Below are 26,296 nucleotides of genomic sequence, written 5' to 3'. Positions count from 1 at the left end.
GGTCTATTCCAGCAAAAGGTGACGGGCGAGCCCTTCGATATAGTTTTCGTCCTGGCCATTGGGGTGAGCCTCAAAAGCCAGGTGCAGATATTCATGGGTCAGGTCGAGGCGGTCTTGCAGCGACAGCACGCCGCGCACGTAGATGCGCTGGCGCTCTCGGTCGACATACGGCCGGCCGAAGGCGACGCGGCACACCGCGAAGGCACTGATTTCGTTGTAGCCGACTTCGCTTTCCAACCGCTCACGCCAGCCCCGTCGCTGTTTGAGTAGCCACTCCTGGGCGGCGGGCAGTGCTTCGCAGGACGCCACCGGGTTGTCCCAACGGCTGAGGCTGGCACGTGGATAGGCGTGCAACAGGATCGCGTCGTAGCGCTGGCCGCCGTTGGCTTGCTCGACGGCCTGGGCCCAGGACAACTTGTCCGGGCCGGGTTGATCGGAGTGATACGTCACATCGGTGCCGGCCAGGACCAGGTCGCTGGTCCACGCGGCAATCGCTCGGGTTTCCGGCGCCGCCGGACGCGGCGCGACGCGCTGGCGATGGCTGCTGTCGTCGATGCTCAGGCAATCGCCGTTGCGCTGGGCGTTTTGCAACAGGTAGGTGCGGATAGCCACGGCCAATGCCTTGGCCGCTTCGGCGGGTTCGGCCTTGGCTTCGCGCTGCAGGACCCGAGCGACGTATTCCTCCCGGTCCAACCGCGCGACCAGTTTGCCAGGCAGCAGGAACAGTTCGCCGTCGCTGTGGATATCCAGCTGGTTGCCGTTGCTGAACTCGACGCGGTAGTCGCCGCGCAGTTGTCCCGGCGTGGCTGGACGTTCACCGGACATCACTCGTTGCAAGGGATAGCGGGCAAACAACCCCACTTCCACGCAACGCCCGGTTTCCGCCGGCCAACGGGATGGCAGTGCCATGGCCAAGCCATCGCCATATTTCTTCAAGACCTGCTGGCTGGTACCGCGTCCACCGGCCCAGACGGGCGTGCCATCGACCAGCCAACCGGCGAAACCGCCCTGGCGCGACGAAGGCCCTTGATCGCCCAGCCAGCTCCAGGTCTTGACCCGCAGGCGACCGCCCAACTGACCGACCAACCGACCATCCGCCGCGCCAAGCACTACGTCGAGCAACACCCGACGAGCCTGATCCTGGGCCGGCAGCGTCGCCAGCGCCTTGAGCAGCTCTGCCACGGGCACTTGGGTTTGCGGCTGCAAGGCCGGCAGGTCCTGCAACCATTTCGGCGCCTGCCGCGCTTGCCAGTAATCCCGCCAGCCAGGCGCCGAAAGTCCGAGCCGTTGCGGTTCGAAATACAAGCCGCAGGACTTCACCAGTGCCTGGTCGCGACCAATGCTCTGCCCGGCGTTGCAGCAATAGACTTCTTCTTTCGATTCGCCTCGGCATTCATAGGCCGGCTCGCGGGCATCGGTGTCCACCAGCCAGGCGTAGACGAAGAGTTTCCACAAGCTGCCCAGCGGTGCCTGTAACGAATCGGGCAACGGCTGGCGGTCCAGCACCTGGGTCTGGCTTACGCGCAACAGTTGACCGTCGAAGGCCAGGCGCAGCGGCTCCTCCTGCGCTGTCGCCAGCACAGGAATCAAGCACAACCACCACCAGCCCCAACGCCTGCGCATGTCAGTCGACCGTCACCTGACCGAGCGCCGGTTTCTGTTCGCGGGCCTGGTTCTGTGGCGCGTAGACCTGAGTGAAGCGCACCGGCGGCAGGGTGAACTGACCCTTCTGGGAGAAACGCACCAAGTGCCGCAGGCGCAGCTCGCCACTGAGGGCATCCACCGGCACGGCGTAAGCCATCTGGCCCGGCTCGAAGCGGGCCTTTTCCAGGGACGTCGGCTCGCTGTCGGCCTTGCCCATCAATTGGATGCCCCAGGTGGTGCGTTCCACATCGGCGCCCGGCGGCAGCGGCACTTCGAGCATGCCGTAGCGCAGCGGCGTCGCGGCCTTGCTGTTGATGATCACTTCATCCAGATAGAGGGCGTCGCTGGACAACGGCTTGTTGCCCACGGCTTCGAGCTTGAAGGTGAACGCCTCGTCGCCTGGCACCAGGCGCGACAGGCGACGGGTGATCGACACGGCCATCGGCGCCACGGGGGCTTGCTGGCTCTGGAAGCTCAACGCCGCTTGCAATGGACGCTCCTGGGCGCCGGTCAGGGTCAGTAGCGTTGGAAGCTGCGCGCCCTGCCATTGCCAGTAGGTTTCGCCGGTCGCGCCTTGCTTGGCTTTCCAGCCTTCGCCCGGCGCCAGGGCCACGGCCGGCGCGGCCTGTTCGATGCTGCGCTGCAACCAGGTCAGGGCCAGTGCGCGTTCCAGGGTGGACTGCTGCGGCAGCACGCGCTCCAGCAATGCGCTGGCGCGAGCCTGATCGAAGCCTTGCACCGACAACAACAAAGCCTCGACGAACGGCTGGGAGCTGAGTTCCAGTTGCTGTTGCGCGGCGTCGGCCTGACGGCTGAACGCTGCCGGCAACGGCACTTTCGCCTGCTTGGCGAGGGACGCGGTCAGGACACGGGCGCTGGCCAGGCCAAGGGCCGAATCCGGCGCGTACATGACCAGGCTGTCCTCGCCGCTGTCCAGCACGCTCTCGGTGCTGTCTTCACTGGCCTTGGCCAAGTCATCCATCAGCCCACTGAGCAAGGTGTTCACCGGCAATTGCATCTGTTTGGCGAACGACAGGATCAATGCGCGCTGCAACAGCGGCGTATCGCCGGCCTGCTTGGCATAGACCTCCAGCACCCGCTGCCAGTGTTCCGGCGGCAGGTTCAGGTCCAGGGCCTTGCTGGCGTTCCAGTCGGCGTAATAGGCATAGGCAGTGAGGAACGCGTCCGGCTCGCCGTCCTGGCCCCACCAGGTGAAACTCGCCGAAGGCCCGGCCATCTGCACCAGGCGCAGGCGGCTGTTTTGCATGATCAGCCGCAAACGGTCGCGGATCTGCGGGTTCGACGCCAGGGTCGGATACGCGATGCTCAACGGCAGCAGGCGGCTGGCGGTCTGCTCGACGCCGCCATACGGATAGCTGAGCAGGTCGTCCAGGGCCGAACGGAACAGCGCTTGCGGGCTGTCATCCAGGCGCAGGCGGATATCGCTGGCGTCCGTGCGGCCAGTTCAGTGGCGTGTCGCCGCTGGCCACGTCGAGGCGTTGGCTCTGGGTGACTTGCCAACCGTTGCCGCTGGCATTGAGGTGCATGGCCAGGCTGTCCTGGGTTTCACCGTTCAATTGCAATTGAACGTTCAAGTCGCCGTCGGTCAAGGCCATGGCTGGCAGCGCGACGTAGTTGATGCCGTTTTTCAGCTCCGCCACCACACGCTGCTCGGCGCCGGCGTAGCGGATCAGCAACTCGGTTTTCAACGGCTTCTCGGACTGGCTGAAAGCGAACAGGCCCAGTTGCGGCTTGTCGCCCACGCGGAAGCGGGTCGGGCCGCTCCATTTCAGGTACAGCGGTTTCTCCGAGGCAATGAACTGTTTCTTCTGGCCGACTTGGCCATCGTCGGCGATCGCCTTGGCGGTGATACGCCAGCGGGTCAACGAGTCCGGCATCTTGAAGGTAAAGCGCGCCTTGCCGTTGGCATCGGTGACCAGCTCCGGTTGCCAGGCGGCGGTGTCGACGTCTTCGCGACGCGGCCGTTCCAGCACCTTGACCCCACGCTCGCTGCGGTTGGCCTTGCCCGGCGCGCCGGGGCTGCCTGGCAGCGCCACGTCGTAGCTGATGAAGGACAGGCTGGCGCTGGTGCGCACGTTGTTGCGGCGCGGATGGTAGAAGAACTGGTCGATGGTCGGTGCGACTTCCGGTTGCAGCGCGTAGACCATTTCATCGACAACGCTGACGGTCAGGTGCGCGGGAATCGCCTTGCCGGCGAACTGGGTCCCCAGGTCGACGGTCACCGTGTCGCCCGGGCGATAGGTGGCTTTATCGGTGGTGATCGCGACGTCGATCTGCGGCGCAACGACCTTGATGCCGGCGTTCTGGAAGCTGTATTGGCCGCCCTTGGTGTACAGCACGGAGAAGGTCAGGTTCGGCGCGAAATTATCCTTCACGGCAATGCGTGCGCGGTACTGGGTGTCGCTGAGTTTCTCCATTTTCAGCCAGTCGGCGCCCTTGGAGAGCATCGCGGTGGCCTCGACCTTGTCCCGCTCAAGCGACAGCAACGCATCGCTGACCGGCTCGGGGAAGGTGATCAGCGCCAGGGCTTCGTCACCGGTCTTGTATTCGGTTTTGTCGAGGACGATTTCGACCGTGCCCGGCACGGCCTTGATGCCTTCGCCGGTCACCGCATGGCTGGTCGCGCCGATGACCCGGCCATGGTCGTCCTTGAGCGTGAGGTTGTAAGTGCCGGGGCGGTCGAAGGTCAGGCTGAAGCCTTTGTCCTTGGCGGCCAGTTTGCCTTCGCCGGTGGTCTGGTCTTCCAGACGGACCCAGCCATAGCTGCCCGGTGTCACGGCTTTGCTTTGTTCGTTGCCGCCTTCGTTGGCGTAGCTGAACGCGACTTTCTCGCCGGCTGCGCTGAAACGGCGGGGCGCGCCCAGGCGGAAATTCGCCGCGCCGCGGTCGATGAGGATTTCCTTGGTGGTCTTGACCCGATATGCCGCGCCATCGCTGGCAAACACGGTGAGCGTGTAGCGGCTCGGCTTGTCGGCGGCCGGCAGGTCGAGGTTGGCGTTGCCCTTGGCATCGGTGGTGACTTCGCTGCTGGTCAGCTCCACCGGGAATTGCCCCAGGTATTGCAGCTCGTTATCGACCATCGACAGTTGCTGGGCGCGCAGGCTCAGGCTGACCTTGGCGTTCGCCACCGGCTTGCCGTCCGGGTACAGCAGCACCAGGTTGCCCTTGACCGGCTCGCCGGTGCGGTAGTCCTGCTTGGCCAGGTTCAGCGCGATCTCGAAGTGCGGCTTGATGTATTCGGCTACGCGGAAGGCGCTGCTGTAGAGCTGGTCCTTGTAGCTGAAGCGCAGCTCGTAGCCACCGGCCACGGCGTTTTCCGGCAGCTGGAAACGGCCTTGGGTGCCGGCCTTGGAATCGAGCTTCAGGGCCAGGGTTTGCAGCGCGGTGCCGGTAGCGTCGAGCACGCTGACGTTGACGTCGGCGGCCGCTGGCTGCACCGAGTCACGGGCGTTCTTGAACTCGCGACCGACGATTTTCAGCGACACCCAATCCCCCGGCCGGTACAGCGGCCGATCGGTGAAGGCGTAGAGCTTGGTGTCGTAGATCTCGCTGTCGTAATAGAAGTTTTCGGAGACGAATACGCCGCCCTCCTCGTCTTCGCCGATGACGAACGAACGCTCCGGGCTGACATGCTTGAGGCGCAGCAGGCCGTCTTCATCGGTGGCCCCGCTGCTCATCACGCCCAGGCCGTCAGTCCACAACACGTTCACCTTGGGCACCGAGCGCCCTTCATGCTTGCGTGCGGCCCAGACCAGCAATTCGTCACCGGCGATCTTGCTCACGGCCACGGTGTTGGAGACGAAGACCATGGTGGTCGCGCGGTATTTGCCGATCAGTGCTTCCACCAGGTACAGGCCCGGCTTCAACTGGCCCAGCGGCACATAGACGTTGCCCGGCGCGACGCTGACGAACTCGCTGGACGAACCGGCCAGGTTGACGCCCGCCGGCGGCTGGATCGGCTTGGCCTGCCACAGCGGATAGCGGAACTGGCTGACCACTGGCAAACCGGGGATCAAGGCGAATTGCGCTGGCGCGTCGTACGGCGTCGGCGCAACCAGGGCGTCGCCGATCTTCAGTTCCGGCACTTCTTCGGTGACCTGCTGGCGGGACTCGTAGGAGAACGCCCGTTGCATCACCCGACGGGATTTGCGGTACCAGTTGTCCCACAGGTACGCCAAGGTGTTCGACAGGCCCTCGCCCTTGAACTGGCCGTCGCTGACCACGCGGTGCAGGTTCTTCTGGCGCTTGAGGAACTCCAGCGGTTTTTCGATCCGATAGACGCGGATATCAGCGCCGCCGTAGGGCTCCATGCGGAACCGGCGGTAGTCGCGCCCCGGTGCTTCGAGGCGGACCATGGCTTGCTCGTCGCTGGCGAAGCTGCTGTCGGCCAGCAGGAAAAAGCTTTCACCGGACACCGGCGTATAACCGCTGGGCTCCACGGTGTCTTCGGCATTCACCAGGGGCGCCAGCACCAGGGCGAACAGCAGGGGCAGTTTTGAACACAAGCGCAGCATGCGGGCACCGGTCATTGGGTGAGAAAGTTGAGTCGATAGACGCCGATGAAGTTGGGGTTGGCTGCGTCGGGTATCCATCGGGTGTCCTTCCAGTTCATGAGTTGTTGCAGGCTTGCGGAGCGCATGCCGTTGTCGGTTGGGGTGGTCGTGCCGGTGTGATAGGCGATGTAGCGGCCCATCCAGATCATCAGGTGCTGGTCGTCGCCCTGGTCGAAGAACATCAGGTCGCCAGGCCGGGCCTGGGTGACATCCCGGCCCACCAGGCGGCTGTTGAACTGGATCAGCTTGATCGCGTTGACGTAGGGCCCGACCTTGCCGCCGCCCTGCTGCCATTGCTGGGCGAGGCTGCGTTGTGCATCGCTGAGCGGCAGCTCCGGCGGCAGGTAGCGATTGGACAGGCCATTGCTGCGCAGCCATTTTTCATCGTGGACCTTCAGCGCTTCGTTGGCGGCGAAACGCACCAGCCCGGCGCAATCCTGCTGATACCAGCGTGGGCTCGGGCCTTTGGTCAGTTGTTCCTGGGCGATGCGCACGAACCAGGCACGGAATACCTGGGACTGCTGCGCGTCCAGCGCCGGCGCCTCGACGGCAAGCGCAGGCCCACCGAGCAGCAACGCCAGCAGCAACCCATACGCGCGGTTGCGGATCAGTCCTGTCACAGCGCTTTCCATTCCAGCGGCAGCCACTGCCAATGGCCGTCCGGCTCGCTGCCTGCTGGCAACGTCAGGGCGTATTTGCCGTAGCCGCCAAGGGTGCGCAGTTTCGGGATCAGGTAGGTTTGCGCGGCGTTGTAGAACACCGGTTCCATGTCCTGGGGCAGGCTGTCGAGGGTTTCGCGCTGCATCAGTTGCGCCATGGAATCCGGGCCGAAGTAGATCGGCATCAGCAAGTCCTTGGGCACCACGTCGGCCATGGGCGGGAAGCGTTTGTCGAGGGTGCCGAGGGCCTTGTCGACCAACTTGTCATCGAGGGAGAACAGCAAGGTCGAACCGTGGCGCGCCAGGCTGACGCGCATGAACGCCTTGCCGGTAATCGCCTCGGGCTGCTGCGCTTCCTTGGCCGAATAAGGCCCGAAGTTGGAACTGACCTGGCGTTGCCATTGGTGCGTCGAACCTTCTTGCTTCTCCACCACCGGAAATGCATGTTCGGCAACGTTGTTTTCATAGGCGCCGACCATCGAACCGAACAGGTTGCCCAGGTCGGCGTCGAGCTTGCCGTCGTCTTCGTTCAGGCTCGCCACCAGCAGCGGCGTGTACAGCCGGGAATCGGCGTACCAGCACAGGCCTGCCGCGCCCGCCACGTGGTCGACCATGGCCTGGGCGGCTTTTTCCTCGGCGCCGAGTTTGACCAGCAACGGTTTCTGTTGCTCGGCGGCCAGGGGCAAGGCCACGCAGGCGCTGGCGCCCATGGGCATGGCTTGCCAGATCGGCTTGAAGTCGAAGTCCGGCTGGTTTTCCAATTCATCCATGGCCAGGAAGCTGTGCCAGCCCTTGTCGTCCATGTCGAAACGCAAGCCGGCGAAGTTCGGGATGAACCGCTGGTAGCCCATGGCGAGCACGCTGGCGTTGACGGAGATGCGCTGCTTGACCTCCGGGGCCTTGGCCGTCAGGCCGAAGGCTTCGGGGAAGAGTTTTTCGCCGGCCAGCAGCGCCTCGAGGGCCTGGGTCGAGACCATGCCACGTTCGTCGGTAGGGCCATGGCCTTGGTCGTAGAGCTTGGTCGGGTTGGACAGCACGACCAACTTGTCGCCATGGGAGGCGAAGACCAGGGATTTGCTCGCGTTATAGCTGAGCTGGTAGAGCGCGACTTCATCGCCGCTCACCTTCAAGTCACCCAGTTTGCTCAACTGAGTGTCATCCAGGGCGACTTTCGCCAGCGGCTCCAGCACCTTCGCCAACCCGCCGCGATCCATCACCAGCAGGAAATCCTTGAGACGACCGTCCGCCCCGCGCCACAACGCCACGTCCGCCGGCTGGTCGAAAAGCTGCTCGATCAGGCTGTCCTGCAGCTTGAGGTCATGCTCGTAGATGATCCGGCGCAGGCTGCCGATCAGGCCGAGGCGGTCGGCGTGGGCTTCGTAATAGAAGACGAAGTCCTCGGTGAGGGTGGCCTTGAGGAACGGCACCGCCAGGAGATCCTTGGGTAACTGGCTCAGGGAATGGGCCTCGATCAAGCCGTCGGGACGACTCACGCCGAGTTTTTCCAACGCCAGCTCCATGGGCGGCGCCTTGGGCTTGGTCATGAACCAGCCCAACCCGCCGGCCGCGCCGGCCACCAGGCACAGCCCGAGCAGAATCGCCGGCCAGCGGCGTCCAGGTTTGGCGACAGGTGTCGGCGTGGTCGGGGAAGCAGTGTTGTCGCTCATATTCACAAGGGCCTGTTCATCCGTGGACCGGATTAGTAGTTGAAAGTCTTTACCAGCAACAGATCGCCAATGGCGCGCAGGGGCACGACAAAGGTCTCGCGTTTTTCATCGACGGTGTTTTCGTTGAGCACCAGGTTGATCTGCGAGGTAATCACCTCGTTCTGGTTGCTCGTTTCATCGAAGTTGTAGCCGCCGTCGCCGTAGTTGCCCCAATAGTTCACGTAGACCAAGTAGGTGCCGTGCATCGGCGCGGTCATGGTGAACATTTCGGGACCGGGACCGTCGACCCCGTCCGGGTCGAGGCCGCCGCCGTTGCTCAGGGCCGGCTGGCCAAAGAAGGCATGTTGGCCGTCGGGTGTGACGATATGCAGGTCGAGTTCAGCGTTTGGATCGTCCCAGCCCAGCACCACGCGGATCTGCGCCGGGGTGCGCAAGTTATTGGCTTCGTAGAATTGCACGCGCTTGAGGGACTGGCCTTCGGAGCTGCGCACTTCGACGCTGTTGGAGCCAGCGCCAAAGGCGTATGGCCGGGCGAAACGCCCCTCTTCATCGGTGTAGAGATTCAGCGGGTTGCCGTTGACCGACAGGCTGTGGGGCTGACGCGCCGTGCCCATGTCCTTGATCCGGCCTTCGATCATCGTGCGATTGCGCTGGATGCCGCGGTCTATGGGCGGCGTGGGATAGGCGACCTGGGGGTTTTCCGTGCGATCGAGCAAGCCGCTGTAGCGCCAGCCGCCGACCGGCTCCGACATTTCAGCCGAAGGCCCGGCCCACGCCAGCGGCGCACCGAGCAACACGATCAATAAAGAAAGAAAACGCACGTAAGCCTCCTGCCATGCACGACGCAACCCGACACCCTTCCCGGGGCGCTGTTTGTCATTATTCGGGGTTCGTCTGAAGGCCCCGTTACAAGGGGCCGAAGATGGCGCGAAGAGTAGCCATTTGACAGTTTTTTCACAATCGGGAAACGCGCGATTCTGTGTGGGAAATCACGTATCGAACGTGGCGTGAGCCGAATAGAGGATTTATTCGGCTCACGAAATGAGCCGAATACGGAACCCGACGTCACTTCTGACGAAATCCCGTGGCGAGGGAGCTTGCTCCCGCTGGGCTGCGCAGCAGCCCCAAACCCGCCGGGTTGATCCAGTTTGCGACCGCTGCGCGCTCGAGCGGGAGCAAGCTCCCTCGCCACAAAAGCACTGGATCACGGCCCGCGTTACCCCACCCTGATTTGCCCGAAAACCCCATGTCTGCTAGTGTCGCGCCGGTTTAACAGTCAACCGGAATAGCCGCCATGGCCCGCAAAAAAGCTGCACTGGATTTCGAACAATCTCTGGCCGACCTGCAAACACTGGTCGAACGGCTGGAGAACGGCGAATTGTCGCTGGAAGACTCGCTGACGGCTTTCGAGCAAGGTATCGGCTTGACTCGCGACTGCCAGGCGGCATTGGCCCAGGCCGAGCAGAAGGTGCAATTGTTGCTCGAGCGCGACGGCGAGTTGACCGAAGAACCGTTCGACGCGGAACAGCCTGAATGATCGGCGCGTATCAGGCCAGCAGCCAGGCCCGGGTCAATGCTGCACTGGATACCTTGTTCAGCGCCCCGAGCCCGGAACTGGCGCGGCTGTACGAAGCCATGCGCTACAGCGTGATGAACGGCGGCAAGCGGGTACGTCCGCTGCTGGCCTATGCCGCGTGCGAAGCCCTTGGCGGCGCGGCCGAGCAGGCCAACGGCGCGGCTTGCGCGGTTGAGCTGATTCACGCCTATTCCCTGGTGCATGACGACCTGCCGGCCATGGACGATGACGACCTGCGTCGCGGCCAGCCAACGACTCACAAAAAATTCGACGAAGCCTGCGCGATCCTGGCCGGTGATGGCCTGCAGAGCCTGGCCTTCAGTGCGCTGCTGGACCCGACCCTGAGCGATTGCCCGGCGCAGGTTCGCCTGGACATGGTCAGCGCCCTGGCATTGGCGGCAGGCCCTGCCGGAATGGTCGGAGGCCAAGCCATCGACCTCGGTTCGGTGGGCTTGAAGCTCGATCAGGACGCATTGGAATACATGCACCGGCACAAGACCGGCGCGCTGATCGAAGCCAGCGTCAAGCTCGGCGCCCTGGCCAGCGGCCGGGCCACGCCCGCACAGCTGCAGGCCTTGCAGACCTACGCCCGAGCCATCGGCCTGGCGTTCCAGGTGCAGGACGACATCCTCGACGTCGAAAGCGATACCCAGACCCTGGGCAAGCGCCAAGGCGCCGACATCGCGCGGGACAAGCCAACCTACCCGGCCCTGCTCGGCCTCGATGCCGCCAAGGCCTACGCCCTGGAACTGCGCGACCAGGCCCTGGCCGCGCTGCGACCCTTTGACGCGGCGGCCGAACCGTTGCGCGATCTGGCGCGTTATATCGTCGAACGACGCAGCTGATACACGGTCAACCCATTTAAGTGCGTATCGGCCAAGTTCCGGCCGACGCGTGGGCAGCTTGCGATGCATAAGGTAAACTGCCGCCTCTTTCTATACCTATAACGATTCGCCTGATGCCCACGACGTTCCAAGAGATTCCCCGCAAGCGCCCGACCACGCCCCTGCTGGACCGCGCCAACACGCCGGACGGCCTGCGTCGCCTGGGTGAAGCCGAGCTGGAAACCCTGGCCGATGAGTTGCGCCTGGAACTGCTCTACACGGTCGGCCAGACCGGTGGGCACTTCGGCGCGGGCCTTGGCGTCATCGAGCTGACCATCGCGTTGCATTACGTCTTCGACACCCCGGACGACCGGCTGGTGTGGGACGTCGGGCACCAGGCGTATCCGCATAAAATCCTCACCGGACGTCGCGACCGCATGGGCACGCTGCGCCAGAAGGACGGCATCGCCGCCTTCCCGCGCCGTTCCGAGAGCGAATACGACACCTTCGGTGTTGGCCACTCCAGCACCTCCATCAGCGCCGCCCTGGGCATGGCAATTGCCGCCCGCCTGCAAAACAGCGAACGCAAGGCGATCGCCGTGATCGGCGACGGCGCACTGACCGCCGGCATGGCCTTCGAGGCGCTGAACCATGCGCCGGAAGTCGACGCCAACATGCTGGTGATCCTCAACGACAACGACATGTCGATCTCGCGCAACGTCGGCGGCTTGTCCAACTACCTGGCGAAGATCCTTTCCAGCCGCACCTACGCGAGCATGCGCGAAGGCAGCAAGAAGGTCCTGTCGCGCCTGCCCGGCGCCTGGGAAATCGCCCGCCGCACCGAAGAATACGCCAAGGGCATGCTGGTCCCCGGCACGCTGTTCGAAGAGCTGGGCTGGAACTACATCGGCCCCATCGACGGTCATGACCTGCCCACGCTGATCGCCACCCTGCGCAACATGCGCGACCTCAAGGGCCCGCAGTTCCTGCACGTGGTCACCAAGAAAGGCAAAGGCTTCGCCCCGGCGGAAGTCGACCCGATCGGCTACCACGCGATCACCAAGCTCGAACCCCTGGACGCTCCGGCGGCCGCGCCGAAAAAGGCTGGCGGACCGAAGTATTCCGGCGTGTTCGGCCAATGGCTGTGCGACATGGCCGCCGCCGACCCGCGCCTGGTGGGCATCACCCCGGCGATGAAGGAAGGCTCGGACCTGGTGGCCTTCAGCGAACGCTACCCGCAGCGCTATTTCGACGTGGCGATTGCCGAGCAGCACGCCGTGACCCTCGCCGCCGGCATGGCCTGCGAAGGCGCCAAGCCTGTCGTGGCGATCTACTCGACGTTCCTGCAGCGCGGCTATGACCAGCTCGTCCACGATGTAGCCGTGCAGAACCTCGACGTGCTGTTCGCCATCGACCGCGCCGGGCTGGTGGGCGAAGACGGCCCGACCCATGCCGGGAGCTTCGACTTGTCGTACCTGCGTTGCATCCCCGGCATGCTGGTGATGACGCCGAGCGATGAAAACGAACTGCGCAAGATGCTCACCACCGGCCACCTGTTCAACGGCCCGGCGGCGGTGCGCTACCCGCGCGGCACCGGCCCGAACGCCACGATTGAAAGCGAATTGGAGCCGATCGAGATCGGCAAGGGCGTGATCCGTCGCCAGGGCAAGCAAACGGCCCTGCTGGTGTTTGGCGTACAACTGGCCGAGGCCCTGAAAGTCGCCGAGACACTCGACGCCACCGTGGTGGACATGCGTTTCGTCAAACCCCTGGACGAAGCCATGGTCCGCGAGATGGCCGCCAGCCACCAACTGCTGGTGACCGTCGAAGAGAACGCCATCATGGGCGGCGCCGGCTCGGCAGTCAGCGAATGCCTGGCGCGGGAAAACATCCTCAAGCCAGTGCTGCACCTGGGCCTGCCGGATACCTACGTCGAACACGCCAAGCCGGCGCAGATGCTGGCCGAATGCGGGCTGGACGAGGCTGGGATCGAAGCGGCGGTGCGGCTGCGGTTGCAACTGCTGGGCCTGTAAGTTCAGCCCACACAAGCCCCTGTGGGAGCGAGCTTGCTCGCGATAGCGGAAGATCAGTCAATTAACCCATTGGCTGACAAACCGCTATCGCGAGCAAGCTCGCTCCCACATTGGTTTTGTGTGAATCAAGCATGATTGGAACCCCATGAAACACCGCCTCGCCCTCACCCTCGCCCTGCTCCCCATCCCCGACCTGCTGGCCGACACCTTCGAACGCGATCAAGCACTGACGCTGCCCGATATCCTGATCAGCGCCAACCGCCAGGTCGAGGCCCGAAATGACAGCAGCGCCGCCAACACGATCTTCACCCGCGACGACATCGAACGCCTGCAAACGGCCAGCGTCACCGACCTGCTCAGCCGCGTGCCGGGTGTGCAGGTTGCGCCACTGGGCGGGCGCGGCAGCCTGCCGGGGATTTACATCCGAGGCACCAAGTCAGCCCAGAGCCTGGTGCTGGTGGACGGCCAGCGCATCGGCAACGCCACCTCCGGCGACAGCAACCTGCAACGCCTGAACATCAATCAAATCGAACGGGTGGAAGTGCTGCGCGGTTCGCGCTCGGTGATCTACGGCGCCGATGCGGTGGGCGGGGTGGTCCAGATTTTCACCCGACGCGGTACCGAACAAGGCCTGCAACCGCGCCTGCACCTCGGTTTTGGCAACCACCAGACCTGGGAGCGCAGCCTTGGCCTGTCCGGTGGCGACAAGCAGACCCGCTTCAACCTGGGCGCGAGCCTGGACGAAACCGCAGGAGGCAATCGAACCCACGAGTCCTACGCCAGCGACCGCGACGACGACGCGAACCGCAACCGGTCCTTCAGCCTGAGTTTGAGCCATGCGCTCAACGACGACCTGGAAGTCGGCGTGAACCTGCTGGATAACCGCGGCAAGAGCGAATACGACAACCCGTTCGGCCGTTTCGACCCCAACACCTTCGAGTCCCTGCCCCAGCAGCCTTATAGCGAATTTGCCGTGAGCAGCTTCAGCACCTACGTGGACGGGCGAATCAACGATGCCTGGCAATCCCGCCTCGAACTGGGCCACAGCGAGAACCGCGAGAAAACCTACGACAAGCTCAGCGATGTACGCGAAACCTTCAATACCTACCGTGATTCGCTGACATGGCAGAACGACGTGACGCTCGACGGGCGCAACAGCCTGATCCTGGGCGGCGACGGGTATCAGGACCGGGTCAACAGCAGCACACCGTTCGATGAAGACAGTCGCTGGAACCGCGCAGCGTTTATCCAGCACCGCTTCCGGGGCGAAAGTTTTTCCACTGAACTGGGCCTGCGTCGTGACCAGAACCAGCAATTCGGCGGCCAGAACAGCTGGAGCGGAACGCTCACCCTGCCGGTCAACCCGGATAACGACGTGTTGCTGACCTACAGCGAAAGCTTCCGCGCGCCGACCTTCAACGATCTGTATTACCCGGACTACAGCAACCCCGACCTGAAACCCGAGACCGCCAAGAGCTACGAACTGCAATGGCGCAGCCAACTGAGCCACCGTGCCAGCGTCGAGGCTTCGCTGTACCGCACCGACCTGGAAGACGCGATCATTTTTGGCCGCGACTCACGTCCGCAGAACGTCGCTTCGGCGCGGATCAACGGCTTCGAGATGGCCTACCGGCAGGAACTGTTCGGCTGGCAGGGCAACCTGGGCCTGGCCATCATCGACCCGCGCGATCGCGACAGTGGCCACACCCTCGCCCGCCGCGCCCGACGGACGCTGAACCTGGACCTGGATCGGCAATTCGATCGCCTGGGCCTCGGCGCCACCTGGCAAGCGGTGAGCAGTAGCTATGACGATGAAAACAACCGCAATGCCTTGGGCGGCTATGCCCTGCTCGGGTTGCGCGGCAGTTGGGCGCTGAGCCGGGAAGTGAAGCTGGAGATGAAGGTGGATAATGTGCTGGACCAGAGTTACAGCCGGGCGCTGTACAGCCATGACGGTGAGCAGCATGGGTATCGGGAGGAAGGTCGGGCCTGGTTGTTTGGGGTGACCTGGACCCCGGCGCTCTGATCCAGAACCTGTAGCGTCTGGACTGGCCTCATCGCGAGCAAGCTCGCTCCCACAGTTGATCTTCAGTGACCACAGGTTTTGTGTTCACAACAAAACCTGTGGGAGCGAGCTTGCTCGCGATTGCAGGCGCCGCGGTCTACCGATCTGGCGCAATCAATTCGCACAACCGCGCAGTCGCCTCGATCATCTGCCCGCTGGGCCGCTCCAGCCCTTTGTCATTGACCAACAGCAACCTCCCCTGCGCCACCGGCCAGGTTTTCCAGGCGTCTAGCTGCGCCTGGTCCGTGGCCAGGATCATCTGCGGTTGGCGCTGCAACACCGACTCCACGCTCACCTGCGGCGCTGGCAGATCGAGGTCGGCAAAAACGTTGTGGGCGCCGCACACGGCCAGCGCATCACTGATGATCTGCCCGCCACCGACGGTGTACAACGGCCGGTCCCAGACCTGATAGAACACCGGCACCGGCGTGTCCCGGCGATAGCGTTGTCGCAGCGCCTCAAGACGTTCACGCAACTGCGCCGCTCGCTGCACGCCCCGTTCCGGACGGCCGAGCTGGGTGGCGATGTCTTGAATTTGTGTAATGAGCTGGTCAAGGCTGTGGGGTTCGGCGACGTAGATCGGAATGCCCAGCGCTTTAAGTTGCGCGCGCTGCCCCGGACCCACGCTGCCCGGCCAGAGCAGAAGCAAATCAGGCTTGAGGCTGAGCAGACGCTCCATGTCCAGCTGGCCGTAACGCCCAACCGAAGGCAGATCCTTCAGGACCGTCGGACGTTCACCGCCATCCAACACGCCCACCAGCAGGTCGGCGGAATCGAGCTCGACAACGATTTCCGAGAGCGAGGGCGCCAGGCTGACCACACGGGTCGCCGCCATCGTCGAGGCGCTGGTGGCCAGCAGCAGGACCGCCAGCCAAAGACGCATCAACCGAGCTGACGCGGGATGCGATACAGGTAGAACAACACGGCGGTGGATAACGCCAGGAGCATCAACGGCACCGCTTCGAGGCCAACGAACACCGCCAGGGCGCCAATCCATGCTGGCAGGCCTGCCACCAGGAAGGCTGCGCGCCGTCGCGCCGCCAGGGTGATCCAGGCTTGGGGTTCTTCAGGTGTATCGAGGGACTTTTGCGTGGCGACCAGGGCGTTTTTATAGCCGCCGAAGAACCGCAGGCTGACAAACATCGACGCCACGCCCGCAATGAACAGCGGCATCGCCAGCACTGGCAGGATAGCCTCGCCCTGGCCGAATACCGCGTTGATCACGAACAGCGGCAGCAAGGCCAGCGCCAGGTACTGCCACCAGCTGACGGCCAGGCGCCGCCGGACTTGGCCGCGCGTCACGCCCGGTCGACCTCGCCCTGGTGCTCGTTGCCCATCATGTGGTCGAGCTTGCTGGCCTTGGTTGCCAGGTAGAGTTTGTTGTGCGGGTTGTGACCGGTGTGCAGCGGCACGCGCTCGGCCACTACGATCCCCATGTCGGTCAGCGCCTTGACCTTGCGCGGGTTGTTGGTCATCAACCGCAAGGACTTGATACCCAGGTGCTCGAGCATCGGCAAGCAGATGCTGTAGTCGCGCAAGTCGGCGGCAAAGCCGAGGCGCTCGTTGGCTTCCACCGTGTCCGCACCGCCGTCTTGCAGCTCATAGGCGCGGATCTTGTTCAGCAGGCCAATGCCACGCCCTTCCTGGCGCAAATACAGCAACACGCCACGACCTTCACGGGCGATGGCCTGCAATGCCGCTTCGAGTTGCGAGCCGCAATCGCAGCGCTGGCTGAACAGGGCATCGCCCGTCAGGCATTCGGAGTGCAGGCGGCCGAGTACCGGAGCGCCGTCGGCGAAATCACCCAGGCTCAGCACAACGTGCTCGCGACCGGTGGCTTCATCGAGAAAACCATGCATGGTGAATTGCGCAAAGGGCGTTGGCAGCTTGGAAGCGGCAACAAAAACGACAGGCACCGGTGTGCTCCTGATCTAGTACTGAAGATTCGCAGAGGCGGGCATTGTAACAGCACGATCCGAGGGACGCTTAGGCTGAATTACTGCCTATTAGCATCGAAAAGTTTGATCACGGCTTCGGTGGCTTGCCATTCTCGTCAAACGGATAGGGTTGCTTCCAGCGTTCGAAAATCGGTTTCAACTCGCCGCTCTTCACCAGCACTTCCATACGGCGGTCGAACAGCGCCCGCAACGTACGGCCGTTTTCGTTATTGGCGAACCCCAGGTACAGCGGCAGATTGATCAGCGGCGAGAGTTTGAATTGCTTGGGATCGTCAGCCTTGGCGAGCACATCCTGGATTTCCATCAACGCATCGATATAAAAATCGGCACGATCATGGGCCAGCATCGGCAAGATACCCACGGCGCGGTGAATTTCATTGAAACGCCGGATGTTGGGCAGGTAGTTGTTGTATTCGTACCCGCGCATCCACACCAGTCGATAGTTGCCAATCGTCGCCAGCGTCGGTGACGGCTTGGAGGCCAGCCCCAGGGCATAGATATGATCGACGTCGTAATGCCAATGCGGGTACAGCAGCCCTTCGGTTTCATCGCGATAGGCGCCTACCTGTGCATCCACCTCCCCACGTTGCACCAACCCGATCGAGCGGGTGTAGGGCACGCTGCGGGTCTCCAGCTTGACGCCTTCAGGCTCGAACACGGCCCGCAAGATGTCCCAGCCCATGCCCTGGCCATCGGCCTGGGTGTAGTCGGCCCACTCTTCGCTGGCCGCACGGATCTTGCCGGGCAGCGGCCCCGATTCGGCCGCCGGAACACCGAGCAGCGCCCCTAAACACAGCAACAGCAGTAGTGCGCGGCTTACGCCCATGCCTGGTTCCCTCAGGTAAAACACCACACCAACCCTTGCATTGCGAGCCAGGCAAACACCCCGGCCAGGACATCGTCGAGCATGATGCCGACACCCCCGTGTACATGCCTGTCGATCCAGCGGATGGGCCATGGCTTGAGGATATCGAAGAAGCGGAACACCAGGAAACCCGTCAGCAACCAGTACCAGCCTTCCGGCACCAGCCACAAGGTAATCCACATGCCGACCATCTCGTCCCAGACGATACCTTCATGGTCATGCACCCGCAGGTCGTCCGCCACTTTGCCACATAACCAGAAGCCGAACAGCATGGTGATGCCGAGCATCAGCCAGTAGCCCCAGTCCGGCAACATCTGCCACAACGGTATGAAGGGTAGCGCAACCAGCGAGCCCCAGGTGCCCGGTGCTTTAGGCAAAGTACCCGAACCGAAGCCAAAAGCCATGAAATGCCAGGGATTGCGCCACACCGAAGGCGGGACAAACTCTGCCGGAACCTGATTGGGATGATCTGTCACGGTGTCTCCCGAAAATGTTGATAACCCCGTATTTGTGGGGTGATGTCGCGTCCGAGGCTGTCCGCCAGCATGACGCCCTGCCCGGCGCAGACCTTGCCGACCACATGGATCGGCCAACCTTCGGCCAAAAGCGCCGATAATCGGACCGGCGGCAGGGTAAACAACAACACGTAGTCGTCGCCACCACTCAGTGCCGCCTGTTGGGCGCCCGGCTGGCCGAGCAATGCCACCAGAGCGTTGGACAGCGGTAGTCGGTCCCGTTCAACAGTCAGTGCCACATCCGAGGCCTGCGCGATATGCCCGCAATCGGCCAGCAAGCCATCGGAAATATCCATCGCCGCACTGGCCTTGCCCCGCAATGCCAGGCCGAGGTCGATCTGCGGCTGCGGTGACCAGTAATGCGCCAGCAGCGGCCCGGCGACCTCAGGTTCGGCGCTGCGCTGGCCGAGGACCAGCGGCAACGCCCCAGCGGCATTGCCCAGCTCGCCGCCGACACACAACAGATCGCCCGGCTGCGCGCCGCTTCGGGTCAAGGCCTGCCCGGCCGGCACGCGACCGAACACGGTCATGGTCAGGCTCAACGGGCCGCGGGTGGTATCACCGCCCACCAGCGCCACGCCGCACGCCTGGGCCATCTGGCTCAAACCGTGGGCGTAGGCTTGCAGCCAATCGGCGGTCACGGTTGGCAGGGTCAGGGCGAGGGTGAAGGCAACAGGGCTGGCGCCCATGGCAGCCAGGTCGCTCACCGCCACAGCCAGCGAGCGCTGGCCGAGCAGGAACGGGTCGCAAGGATCAGGGAAATGCACACCGGCCACGAGCGTGTCGGTGGAAACCGCCAGCTGTTCCCCGGAAGGAACGGCCAGCAAGGCGCAGTCGTCGCCGATCCCCAGCGCAACGCCCTCGCCGCCCTGCGCGCATGGCGCAGCGGCGAAGTAATGGCGGATCAGCTCAAACTCACCCATGGGATTTCAAGCGCTATCAGCGCTTGAACGCCTTCACTTCAGCTTCACGCAGGCGCGGGGCGAGCTTGTCGAGCACACCGTTGACGAACTTGTGGCCGTCGGTGGAACCGAAGACTTTCGCCAGTTCGATCCCTTCGTTGATCACCACGCGATACGGTACGTCGACGCGCTTGAGCAGCTCCCAGGTGGACAGGCGCAGGACCGCCAGTTCAACCGGATCCAGCTCTTCGATGGCCAAGTCCAGGCAAGGCGTCAGCGCCGTGTCGATTTCGGTCTTGAACTGCGGAACCCCGTGGAGGATTTCGCGGAAATACGCGCCGTCGACATCACTGAAATCGTTATCGACGCGAAACTGCGCTTCGATCTCGTTCAGCGATTGCTTGGCCATGTGCCATTGGTACAGGGCCTGGGTCGCGAGCTGACGGGCTTCGCGGCGCTTGACGCTCTTCGAAGGCTTGCCGGCATCCGCGGGCTTTGGATCGCGCGGGTTGAAACGATCGCTTTCGTCGCTAATCACTTGGCCTCCAACTGCGCCAGCAGGCTGACCATTTCCAGGGCGGACAGGGCAGCTTCGGCACCTTTGTTACCGGCCTTGGTGCCGGAACGTTCGATGGCTTGTTCGATGGAATCAACGGTCAGCACGCCGAACGCGACCGGTACGCCGAACTCCATGGACACCTGGGCCAGGCCCTTGGTGCATTCGCCAGCGACGTATTCGAAGTGCGGAGTACCGCCACGAATGACCGCGCCGAGGGCGATGATCGCCGCGTATTCGCCCTTTTGAGCGACTTTCTGCGCAACCAGCGGAATTTCGAAGGCGCCAGGCGCACGGATAATGGTGATGTCGCTTTCGCTCACGCCATGGCGAACCAGGGCATCGACCGCGCCGTCGACCAGGCTCTCAACCACGAAGCTGTTGAAACGGCCAACTACCAGCGCGTAGCGGCCCTTGGGGGCGATGAAGGTACCTTCGATGGTCTTCAGGGTCATTCGTCAGATCTCTTAAAGAGCCGGAGCACGTTCGATACGCGCTCCTCAGTGATATTAGCCACGAATACAGGGTCGTGGATCCCGCCATCTCATTCACTTGCACATCTTTTATGGTGAGGACACTTACTCCCGCCGAACCACGTCGTAGGAGCTGTCGAGTGCAACGAGGCTGCGATCTTTCCCCAGACACTTGAGTCCCAAGCGAAAGATCAAAATCAAAAGATCGCAGCCTTCGGCAGCTCCTACACCCGTTGGGAGCAAACTCCCTCACCACATAAAATCAGCAAGCCTGATAATGCCGCAATCCCCGGGCCATTATTCGGAGGGCACGTATTCTACAACTTCCAGATCGAAACCGGATATCGCATTAAATTTCATGGGTGCGCTCATCAGGCGCATCTTGCGTACGCCCAGGTCGCGAAGGATCTGCGAACCGGCACCGACGATGCTGTAGGTGGTCGGTTTTTTCACCGGTTGTTGTTCGGTGGTTTCGCGGATATGCGCCAGCAGCACATCGCCATCGAGCGGATGTCCGAGCAGCAGCACCACGCCGCTGCCCGCCTCGGCCACGGCGGCCATGGCGGCGCGCAGGCTCCAGCGGCCGGGTTGCTTGACCATCAGCAAGTCGCGCAGCGGGTCCATGTTGTGCACGCGGACCAGGGTCGGTTCTTCAGCACAGACAGTGCCCAGGGTCAGCGCCATGTGCACGTCGCCTTCCACCGAATCGCGGTAGGTCACCAGGTTGAACTGGCCCAGTTCGCTGTCCAACGGCTGCTCGGCAATCCGCTGAACGGTACGTTCGTGGATCATCCGATAGTGGATCAGGTCGGCGATGGTGCCGATCTTGATGTTGTGCTCGATGGCAAAGGCTTCCAGCTCCGCGCGACGGGACATGGTGCCGTCGTCGTTCATCACTTCGCAGATGACGCCGGCGGGCTCGAAACCGGCCATGCGCGCCAGGTCGCACGCTGCTTCGGTGTGGCCGGCACGGGCCAGGGTGCCGCCGGCCTGGGCCATCAGCGGAAAGATATGGCCCGGGCTGACGATGTCTTCGGCCTTGGCGTCGGCGGCCGCAGCGGCTTGCACGGTGCGCGCGCGGTCAGCGGCGGAGATACCGGTGGTCACGCCCTCGGCGGCCTCGATGGACACGGTGAACTTGGTGCCGAAGCCCGAGCCATTGCGCGGCGCCATCAGCGGCAGCTTCAGCAGTTCGCAGCGCTCGCGGGTCATCGGCATGCAGATCAGGCCACGGGCGTGCTTGGCCATGAAGTTGATGTGTTCGGCCTTGCAGCATTCGGCGGCCATGATCAGGTCGCCTTCGTTCTCGCGGTCTTCGTCATCCATGAGGATGACCATCTTGCCTTGGCGGATGTCTTCAACCAGTTCTTCGATGCTATTGAGCGCCACGCGGCACCCCCTTGGGTCAGGATTTGAGGTAGCCGTTGGCGGCCAGAAAACTTTCAGTGATGTTACCGGCCCGCCGTTGTGAAGGGTCAGACTCTGCGGCCTTGTCGCCCAACAGCAGGCGCTCCAGGTAACGGGCCAGCAGGTCGACTTCCAGGTTGACCCGGCGACCTGGCCGATACGAAGCCATGATGGTTTCGCTCAACGTATGGGGAATGATCGTCAGCATGAACTCGGCGCCATCCACCGCGTTGACCGTCAGGCTGGTGCCGTCGACAGTGATCGAGCCTTTATGGGCGATGTACTTGGCCAGTTCTTTCGGAGCGCGGATACGAAATTCCACGGCACGGGCGTTATCGGTACGCGAGACGACTTCACCGACGCCATCCACATGGCCGCTGACCAGGTGACCGCCCAGGCGGGTGGTTGGTGTAAGGGCTTTTTCCAGGTTGACCGGGCTGCCACTCTTGAGGTCATTCATGGCGGTGCAGTCGAGGGTTTCGCGGCTGACGTCGGCGAGGAAGCCATTGCCCGGCAGCTCGACGGCCGTCAGGCAGACACCGTTCACGGCGATGCTGTCGCCCAACTTGACGTCGCTCAGGTCGAGCTTGCCGGTTTCGACATGGACCCGCACATCGCCGCCCTTGGGGGTGAGTGCGCGGATGCTGCCGATGGATTCGATGATGCCGGTAAACATGGAGTCCTCCTCGAGAACGGGCCGCCGCTTGAGCGAAAGCCGGGAATTATACGCTCGCCAGCGGAACGGGGATGGCAATGACTCGCCAGTCATCGCCCACGGCGCGAATGTCGATGATTTTCAGCTGCGGCGCGTCTTTCATCTGCGCCAGCGGCCAGTCGAGCAGCGGCCGCGCTGTGGAACCGAGGAACTTGCCGGCGACGAAAATCTGGAATTCGTCCACCAGGCCTTGCCGGGCAAATGCTCCCGCCAGTCGCGGGCCGGCCTCCACCAGCACTTCATTCACGCCTCGGGCCGCCAATTCAACCAACAGCCGTCGCAAATCGACCTGACCGTCGTCACCCGCCACGATCATGCATTCGGGACCGTTGGCGTACTGTTCTTCCACCGCCATGCAGGTAGCGACCAGCGCCGGGCCAGCCTTGAAAAACGCCGCATTCAGCGGCACCCGCAGGCGTCCATCCACGAGCACGCGCAATGGCGGGCGGCTCATGGCCAACGCGGTCTGCTCGGCGTCCAGCCCCAGCTCGTCGGCGCGCACGGTCAGCCGGGCGTTGTCCGCCAGCACCGTGTCGGCACCGGTCAGCACGACACTGGCCTGGGCCCGCAGGCGTTGGACCGCCGAACGTGCAGCGGGGCCGGTGATCCACTGGCTCTCGCCGCTTTCCATGGCCGTGCGACCGTCGAGGCTCATGGCGAGCTTGACCCGCACGAACGGCAGGCCGTGCTCCATGCGCTTGAGAAAACCTTCGTTGAGCTTGCGCGCTTCGCCTTCGAGCACGCCGCTTTCGGTGGCGATCCCGGCCTGGGCCAACCGCTGCAGGCCGCGGCCGGCGACTTCGGGATTGGGGTCCTGCATCGCCGCCACCACCCGCGCCACGCCGGTATTGACCAACGCATCGGCACACGGCGGCGTACGGCCATGGTGGCTGCACGGTTCGAGGGTCACATAGGCCGTGGCGCCCCGGGCGTTGTCACCGGCGGCCCGCAGGGCATGGACTTCGGCGTGGGGTTCGCCAGCGCGGATGTGCCAGCCTTCGCCGACCACCTGCCCGTCCCGCACGATTACGCAACCTACCCGAGGATTGGGGTGGGTGGTGTAGTGACCACGTCGCGCCAACTCCAGGGCGCGGGCCATGTAGTGGGCGTCGAGGACGGCTTGTTGCGCCGGGCTGGTCATTCTTTCACCGGCTCGCGGGCCAGGCGGTCGATTTCCTCGCGGAATTCGTTGAGGTCCTGGAAACGTCGATAGACCGAGGCGAAGCGGATGTAGGCCACTTCATCGAGCTTCTGCAACTCGGCCATCACCAGCTCGCCGACGACGAGGGACTTGACCTCGCGCTCGCCGGTCGCGCGCAGCTTGTGCTTGATGTGCACCAGCGCCGCTTCCAGGCGCTCGACGCTCACCGGGCGTTTTTCCAGGGCGCGCTGCATGCCGGCGCGCAGTTTTTCTTCATCGAACGGCTGGCGGCTGCCGTCGGTCTTGATCAGGCGCGGCAACACCAGTTCAGCCGTCTCGAACGTCGTGAAACGCTCGCCGCAGGCCAGGCATTCGCGGCGGCGGCGGACTTGTTCGCCTTCGGCGACCAGTCGCGAGTCGATGACTTTGGTGTCGTTGGCACCGCAGAAGGGACAGTGCATGGTGGCAGGCAACAAAAAAAGGGAGGGCCATGGTAGCGCATCCCACTGGCAAGACAAGCCATAGGGTTTACGGTATACAGACGGGCTTATCGCCAGATCCATGGAATTCACCTTGCTGGAGCCACCCATGCCGCTACGATCCATTGTTTTGCTCAGCCTTTTCAGCCTGCTGATGGCGTGCAGCAGCGACGCCCCCAAACCCGCCGCGCCGGCTCCAACGCCCGCGCCAAAACAGGCCCAGGAGAAGGCCCGCCAGGCAGCGGAGCTGGGACCGCTGCCGGCTGTATCAGCGCGAGTTGAGCGGCACCTTGCAAGGCGTGCCGGCCGGGGCTGAAGTGGAACTGGCGCTGCTGGTGATCGATGACAAGGATCGCCCGCAGCAACTGCTCGCCAGTTCCAGCCTGATCGGCACCAATCAGGCCCTGCCGTTCCACCTGCGCTTCAACCCCGAGGCGTTCCCCGTTGGCGCCCGCGTGGAATTGCGCGGCCGGGCCAGCCAGTCGGGCCAGTTGATCCTGCACCTGCCGGAGCAACGCATCAGCCAACCGACCACCCAGGCGCTGGGCGTCCTGCAATTCGTCAAAGCGCCATGAGGGCACCGCAGGACCTGCAACAAGCGCTGGGCGAGTTGCTTGGCGATGCGCGCCTGGTGGCCTGTCCGCTACCGGGCACAGACTTGAAGTTGTGGCTGATTGACGGCGACAACATGGACCGCGCCTTCAGCCCGGAGGAAACCCGGCGCATCCTCCACGAACCGCCCTACTGGAGTTTTTGCTGGGCCAGCGGCCTGGCGATGGCACGCTACCTGGCCGAACAACCACAGTGGGTCGAAGGCAAGCGAGTGCTGGATTTCGGCGCTGGCTCCGGGGTGGCGGGCATCGCGGCGATCAAGGCCGGCGCGCTGGAAGTGGTGGCCTGCGACCTGGATCCGTTGGCGATTGGCGCGTGCCAGGCGAATGCCGAACTCAACGGCGTCGAGCTGGGTTATTCGAGGGATTTTTTCGCCGAGGCTGATCGCTTCGATCTGATCCTGGTCGCCGACGTGCTCTACGACCGGGCCAACCTGCCGTTGCTCGATGAGTTTCTCAGCCGGGGTCGCGAGGCGTTGGTGGCCGATTCCCGGGTGCGGGATTTCCAGCATCCGCTGTACCGGCGCATCGAAATGCTCGAGGCCATGACCTTGCCGGACCTGGCCGAGCCGGAGGAGTTTCGGCATGTGAGCCTGTACCACGCTCGGCGCTGACTCATAGAAGCTTGCTCGCGATAAGGCCCTGCCAATCAATACACCTCTCACTGCCACCCCGCTTTCAGCCACCCCCCACCAAGCCGTATAGTTGCCCCATTCAAGCGTTCTACGAGATTTCCCATGACCCAGGACACGCCTTACATCTTTGACGCCACCACGGCCGATTTCGACCAGTCGGTGATCGCCAACTCTTTCCACAAACCGGTGCTGGTGGATTTCTGGGCCGAGTGGTGCGCGCCGTGCAAGGCGTTGATGCCCATGTTGCAAGGCATCGCCGAGAGCTATCGGGGCGAACTGCTGCTGGCCAAGGTCAACTGCGACATCGAGCAGGACATCGTTGCCCGCTTCGGCATTCGCAGCCTGCCGACCGTGGTGCTGTTCAAGGACGGCCAGCCGGTCGACGGCTTTGCCGGGGCCCAGCCGGAATCCGCGGTGCGGGCCATGCTCGAACCCCATGTGCAGATGCCGCCGCCAGCCGCCGCCGATCCGCTCGAACAGGCCCAGGCGCTGTTTGACGAAGGCCGCTTCGCCGACGCCGAAGCCGTGCTCACGGTGCTGCTGGGTGAAGACAACACCAACGCCAAGGCGCTGATTCTCTATGCCCGCTGCCTGACCGAGCGCGGTGAACTGGGCGAGGCACAAACAGTCCTCGACGCGGTGAAAAGCGACGAGCACAAGGCTGCACTGGCCGGTGCCAAGGCGCAAATTCAGTTCCTCGGCCTGGCCAAGGATCTACCGGACGCCGCCGAGCTCAAGGCGCGCCTGGCGCAAAATCCGCAGGACGATGAGGCGGTGTATCAACTGGCGATCCAGCAACTGGCGCGCCAACAGTACGAAGCGGCCCTCGATGCCCTGCTCAAGCTGTTCGTGCGTAACCGCAGCTACAGCGAAGGCCTGCCGCACAAGACCTTGCTGCAAGTGTTCGAACTGCTGGGCAACGACCATCCGCTGGTGACGACCTATCGGCGCAAGCTGTTCGCCGCGTTGTATTGATTGCACCGTAGGAGCTCCTACA

22 protein-coding genes and 2 pseudogenes are annotated in these 26,296 nt (G+C 63.6%); 7 read left to right on the top strand and 17 right to left on the bottom strand.

Annotated elements, in window-relative coordinates:
- Nucleotides 1-3 precede the first annotated feature (3 nt).
- From AB4N42_RS06695 to AB4N42_RS06675, 5 genes and pseudogenes are all read right to left on the bottom strand, one after another.
- Entirely contained in the window at nucleotides 4-1,623 is a 1,620-nt protein-coding gene (locus AB4N42_RS06695) for a DUF2300 domain-containing protein (RefSeq protein WP_460115990.1), read from the bottom strand.
- A gap of 1 nt (nucleotide 1,624) precedes the next feature.
- Nucleotides 1,625-6,194 (bottom strand): annotated as a pseudogene (locus AB4N42_RS06690) (alpha-2-macroglobulin family protein).
- On the bottom strand, nucleotides 6,191-6,850 hold the full coding sequence (locus AB4N42_RS06685) for a DUF1175 domain-containing protein (protein ID WP_217860440.1): 660 nt from the start codon (nucleotides 6,848-6,850) through the stop codon (nucleotides 6,191-6,193). The pseudogene AB4N42_RS06690 and the gene AB4N42_RS06685 overlap by 4 nt, the downstream one beginning before the upstream one ends.
- Nucleotides 6,835-8,544 (bottom strand): DUF2138 domain-containing protein, encoded by a 1,710-nt coding sequence (locus AB4N42_RS06680; RefSeq protein ID WP_323155645.1) that lies wholly within the window; start codon nucleotides 8,542-8,544, stop codon nucleotides 6,835-6,837. The genes AB4N42_RS06685 and AB4N42_RS06680 overlap by 16 nt, the downstream gene beginning before the upstream one ends.
- Before the next feature lie 32 nt (nucleotides 8,545-8,576).
- A complete protein-coding gene (locus AB4N42_RS06675) occupies nucleotides 8,577-9,365 on the bottom strand; it encodes a YfaP family protein (RefSeq protein ID WP_030140447.1) in 789 nt (262 codons plus the stop codon).
- Nucleotides 9,366-9,838: 473 nt separating this feature from the next.
- Here AB4N42_RS06675 and AB4N42_RS06670 point away from each other — a divergent pair, with 473 nt between their 5' ends.
- The 4 genes from AB4N42_RS06670 (at nucleotide 9,839) to AB4N42_RS06655 (ending at nucleotide 15,003) form a co-directional block, all read left to right on the top strand.
- On the top strand, nucleotides 9,839-10,081 hold the full coding sequence (locus tag AB4N42_RS06670) for an exodeoxyribonuclease VII small subunit (RefSeq protein ID WP_003185917.1): 243 nt from the start codon (nucleotides 9,839-9,841) through the stop codon (nucleotides 10,079-10,081).
- Nucleotides 10,078-10,965: a (2E,6E)-farnesyl diphosphate synthase gene (ispA, locus tag AB4N42_RS06665; RefSeq protein ID WP_198796674.1), complete on the top strand. Its 888-nt coding sequence runs from the start codon at nucleotides 10,078-10,080 to the stop codon at nucleotides 10,963-10,965. The genes AB4N42_RS06670 and ispA overlap by 4 nt, the downstream gene beginning before the upstream one ends.
- A 113-nt stretch (nucleotides 10,966-11,078) precedes the next feature.
- Nucleotides 11,079-12,977 carry a 1-deoxy-D-xylulose-5-phosphate synthase gene (gene dxs, locus AB4N42_RS06660; RefSeq protein WP_460115988.1) on the top strand — a complete coding sequence of 633 codons (1,899 nt, stop codon included), beginning with the start codon at nucleotides 11,079-11,081 and terminating at the stop codon, nucleotides 12,975-12,977.
- Between the two features lie 145 nt (nucleotides 12,978-13,122).
- On the top strand, nucleotides 13,123-15,003 hold the full coding sequence (locus AB4N42_RS06655; RefSeq protein ID WP_460115986.1) for a TonB-dependent receptor domain-containing protein: 1,881 nt from the start codon (nucleotides 13,123-13,125) through the stop codon (nucleotides 15,001-15,003).
- 136 nt (nucleotides 15,004-15,139) lie between these two features.
- On the opposite strand, the gene AB4N42_RS06650 is transcribed toward AB4N42_RS06655, so the two are convergent.
- From AB4N42_RS06650 to nrdR, 12 genes are all read right to left on the bottom strand, one after another.
- Nucleotides 15,140-15,925: a cobalamin-binding protein gene (locus AB4N42_RS06650; RefSeq protein WP_407684032.1), complete on the bottom strand. Its 786-nt coding sequence runs from the start codon at nucleotides 15,923-15,925 to the stop codon at nucleotides 15,140-15,142.
- Nucleotides 15,925-16,344, bottom strand: a complete 420-nt coding sequence (locus tag AB4N42_RS06645; protein WP_198796672.1) for an MFS transporter — start codon at nucleotides 16,342-16,344, stop codon at nucleotides 15,925-15,927. The genes AB4N42_RS06650 and AB4N42_RS06645 overlap by 1 nt, the downstream gene beginning before the upstream one ends.
- A complete protein-coding gene (gene ribA / locus AB4N42_RS06640) occupies nucleotides 16,341-16,958 on the bottom strand; it encodes a GTP cyclohydrolase II (RefSeq protein ID WP_030140454.1) in 618 nt (205 codons plus the stop codon). The genes AB4N42_RS06645 and ribA overlap by 4 nt, the downstream gene beginning before the upstream one ends.
- 109 nt (nucleotides 16,959-17,067) lie before the next feature.
- A complete protein-coding gene (locus AB4N42_RS06635; protein ID WP_198796671.1) occupies nucleotides 17,068-17,826 on the bottom strand; it encodes a substrate-binding periplasmic protein in 759 nt (252 codons plus the stop codon).
- Between the two features lie 11 nt (nucleotides 17,827-17,837).
- Complete coding sequence (locus AB4N42_RS06630; protein ID WP_030140455.1) at nucleotides 17,838-18,341, bottom strand: phosphatidylglycerophosphatase A family protein; 504 nt, start codon at nucleotides 18,339-18,341, stop codon at nucleotides 17,838-17,840.
- Complete coding sequence (thiL, locus tag AB4N42_RS06625; protein WP_198796670.1) at nucleotides 18,338-19,303, bottom strand: thiamine-phosphate kinase; 966 nt, start codon at nucleotides 19,301-19,303, stop codon at nucleotides 18,338-18,340. Before thiL ends, AB4N42_RS06630 begins: the two co-directional genes overlap by 4 nt.
- Nucleotides 19,304-19,319: 16 nt before the next feature.
- Nucleotides 19,320-19,820 carry a transcription antitermination factor NusB gene (nusB, locus tag AB4N42_RS06620; RefSeq protein ID WP_198796669.1) on the bottom strand — a complete coding sequence of 167 codons (501 nt, stop codon included), beginning with the start codon at nucleotides 19,818-19,820 and terminating at the stop codon, nucleotides 19,320-19,322.
- Nucleotides 19,817-20,293 carry a 6,7-dimethyl-8-ribityllumazine synthase gene (ribH, locus tag AB4N42_RS06615; RefSeq protein ID WP_030140459.1) on the bottom strand — a complete coding sequence of 159 codons (477 nt, stop codon included), beginning with the start codon at nucleotides 20,291-20,293 and terminating at the stop codon, nucleotides 19,817-19,819. The genes nusB and ribH overlap by 4 nt, the downstream gene beginning before the upstream one ends.
- A gap of 315 nt (nucleotides 20,294-20,608) precedes the next feature.
- Nucleotides 20,609-21,700, bottom strand: a complete 1,092-nt coding sequence (ribBA, locus tag AB4N42_RS06610; protein WP_181288415.1) for a bifunctional 3,4-dihydroxy-2-butanone-4-phosphate synthase/GTP cyclohydrolase II — start codon at nucleotides 21,698-21,700, stop codon at nucleotides 20,609-20,611.
- Between the two features lie 16 nt (nucleotides 21,701-21,716).
- Entirely contained in the window at nucleotides 21,717-22,394 is a 678-nt protein-coding gene (locus tag AB4N42_RS06605) for a riboflavin synthase (RefSeq protein ID WP_217860447.1), read from the bottom strand.
- Between the two features lie 46 nt (nucleotides 22,395-22,440).
- Nucleotides 22,441-23,574, bottom strand: a complete 1,134-nt coding sequence (gene ribD, locus AB4N42_RS06600) for a bifunctional diaminohydroxyphosphoribosylaminopyrimidine deaminase/5-amino-6-(5-phosphoribosylamino)uracil reductase RibD (protein ID WP_460115985.1) — start codon at nucleotides 23,572-23,574, stop codon at nucleotides 22,441-22,443.
- Nucleotides 23,571-24,035, bottom strand: coding sequence for a transcriptional regulator NrdR (gene nrdR / locus AB4N42_RS06595; RefSeq protein ID WP_013694316.1), 465 nt, complete (start codon nucleotides 24,033-24,035; stop codon nucleotides 23,571-23,573). The genes ribD and nrdR overlap by 4 nt, the downstream gene beginning before the upstream one ends.
- Before the next feature lie 127 nt (nucleotides 24,036-24,162).
- On the opposite strand from nrdR, the pseudogene AB4N42_RS06590 reads away from it, so the two are divergent.
- From AB4N42_RS06590 to trxA, 3 genes and pseudogenes are all read left to right on the top strand, one after another.
- Nucleotides 24,163-24,628, top strand: a pseudogene (locus tag AB4N42_RS06590) (YbaY family lipoprotein).
- A complete protein-coding gene (locus AB4N42_RS06585) occupies nucleotides 24,625-25,278 on the top strand; it encodes a class I SAM-dependent methyltransferase (protein ID WP_030140464.1) in 654 nt (217 codons plus the stop codon). The pseudogene AB4N42_RS06590 and the gene AB4N42_RS06585 overlap by 4 nt, the downstream one beginning before the upstream one ends.
- A 123-nt stretch (nucleotides 25,279-25,401) precedes the next feature.
- Entirely contained in the window at nucleotides 25,402-26,274 is an 873-nt protein-coding gene (gene trxA, locus AB4N42_RS06580; protein WP_030140465.1) for a thioredoxin, read from the top strand.
- The last annotated feature ends 22 nt before the right edge of the window (nucleotides 26,275-26,296 follow it).

The sequence above is a fragment of the Pseudomonas sp. H2_D02 genome, from assembly GCF_054677635.1.
Note: the sequence above shows the minus strand (reverse complement) of the source record. Positions and strands in the feature narration are given on the sequence as shown.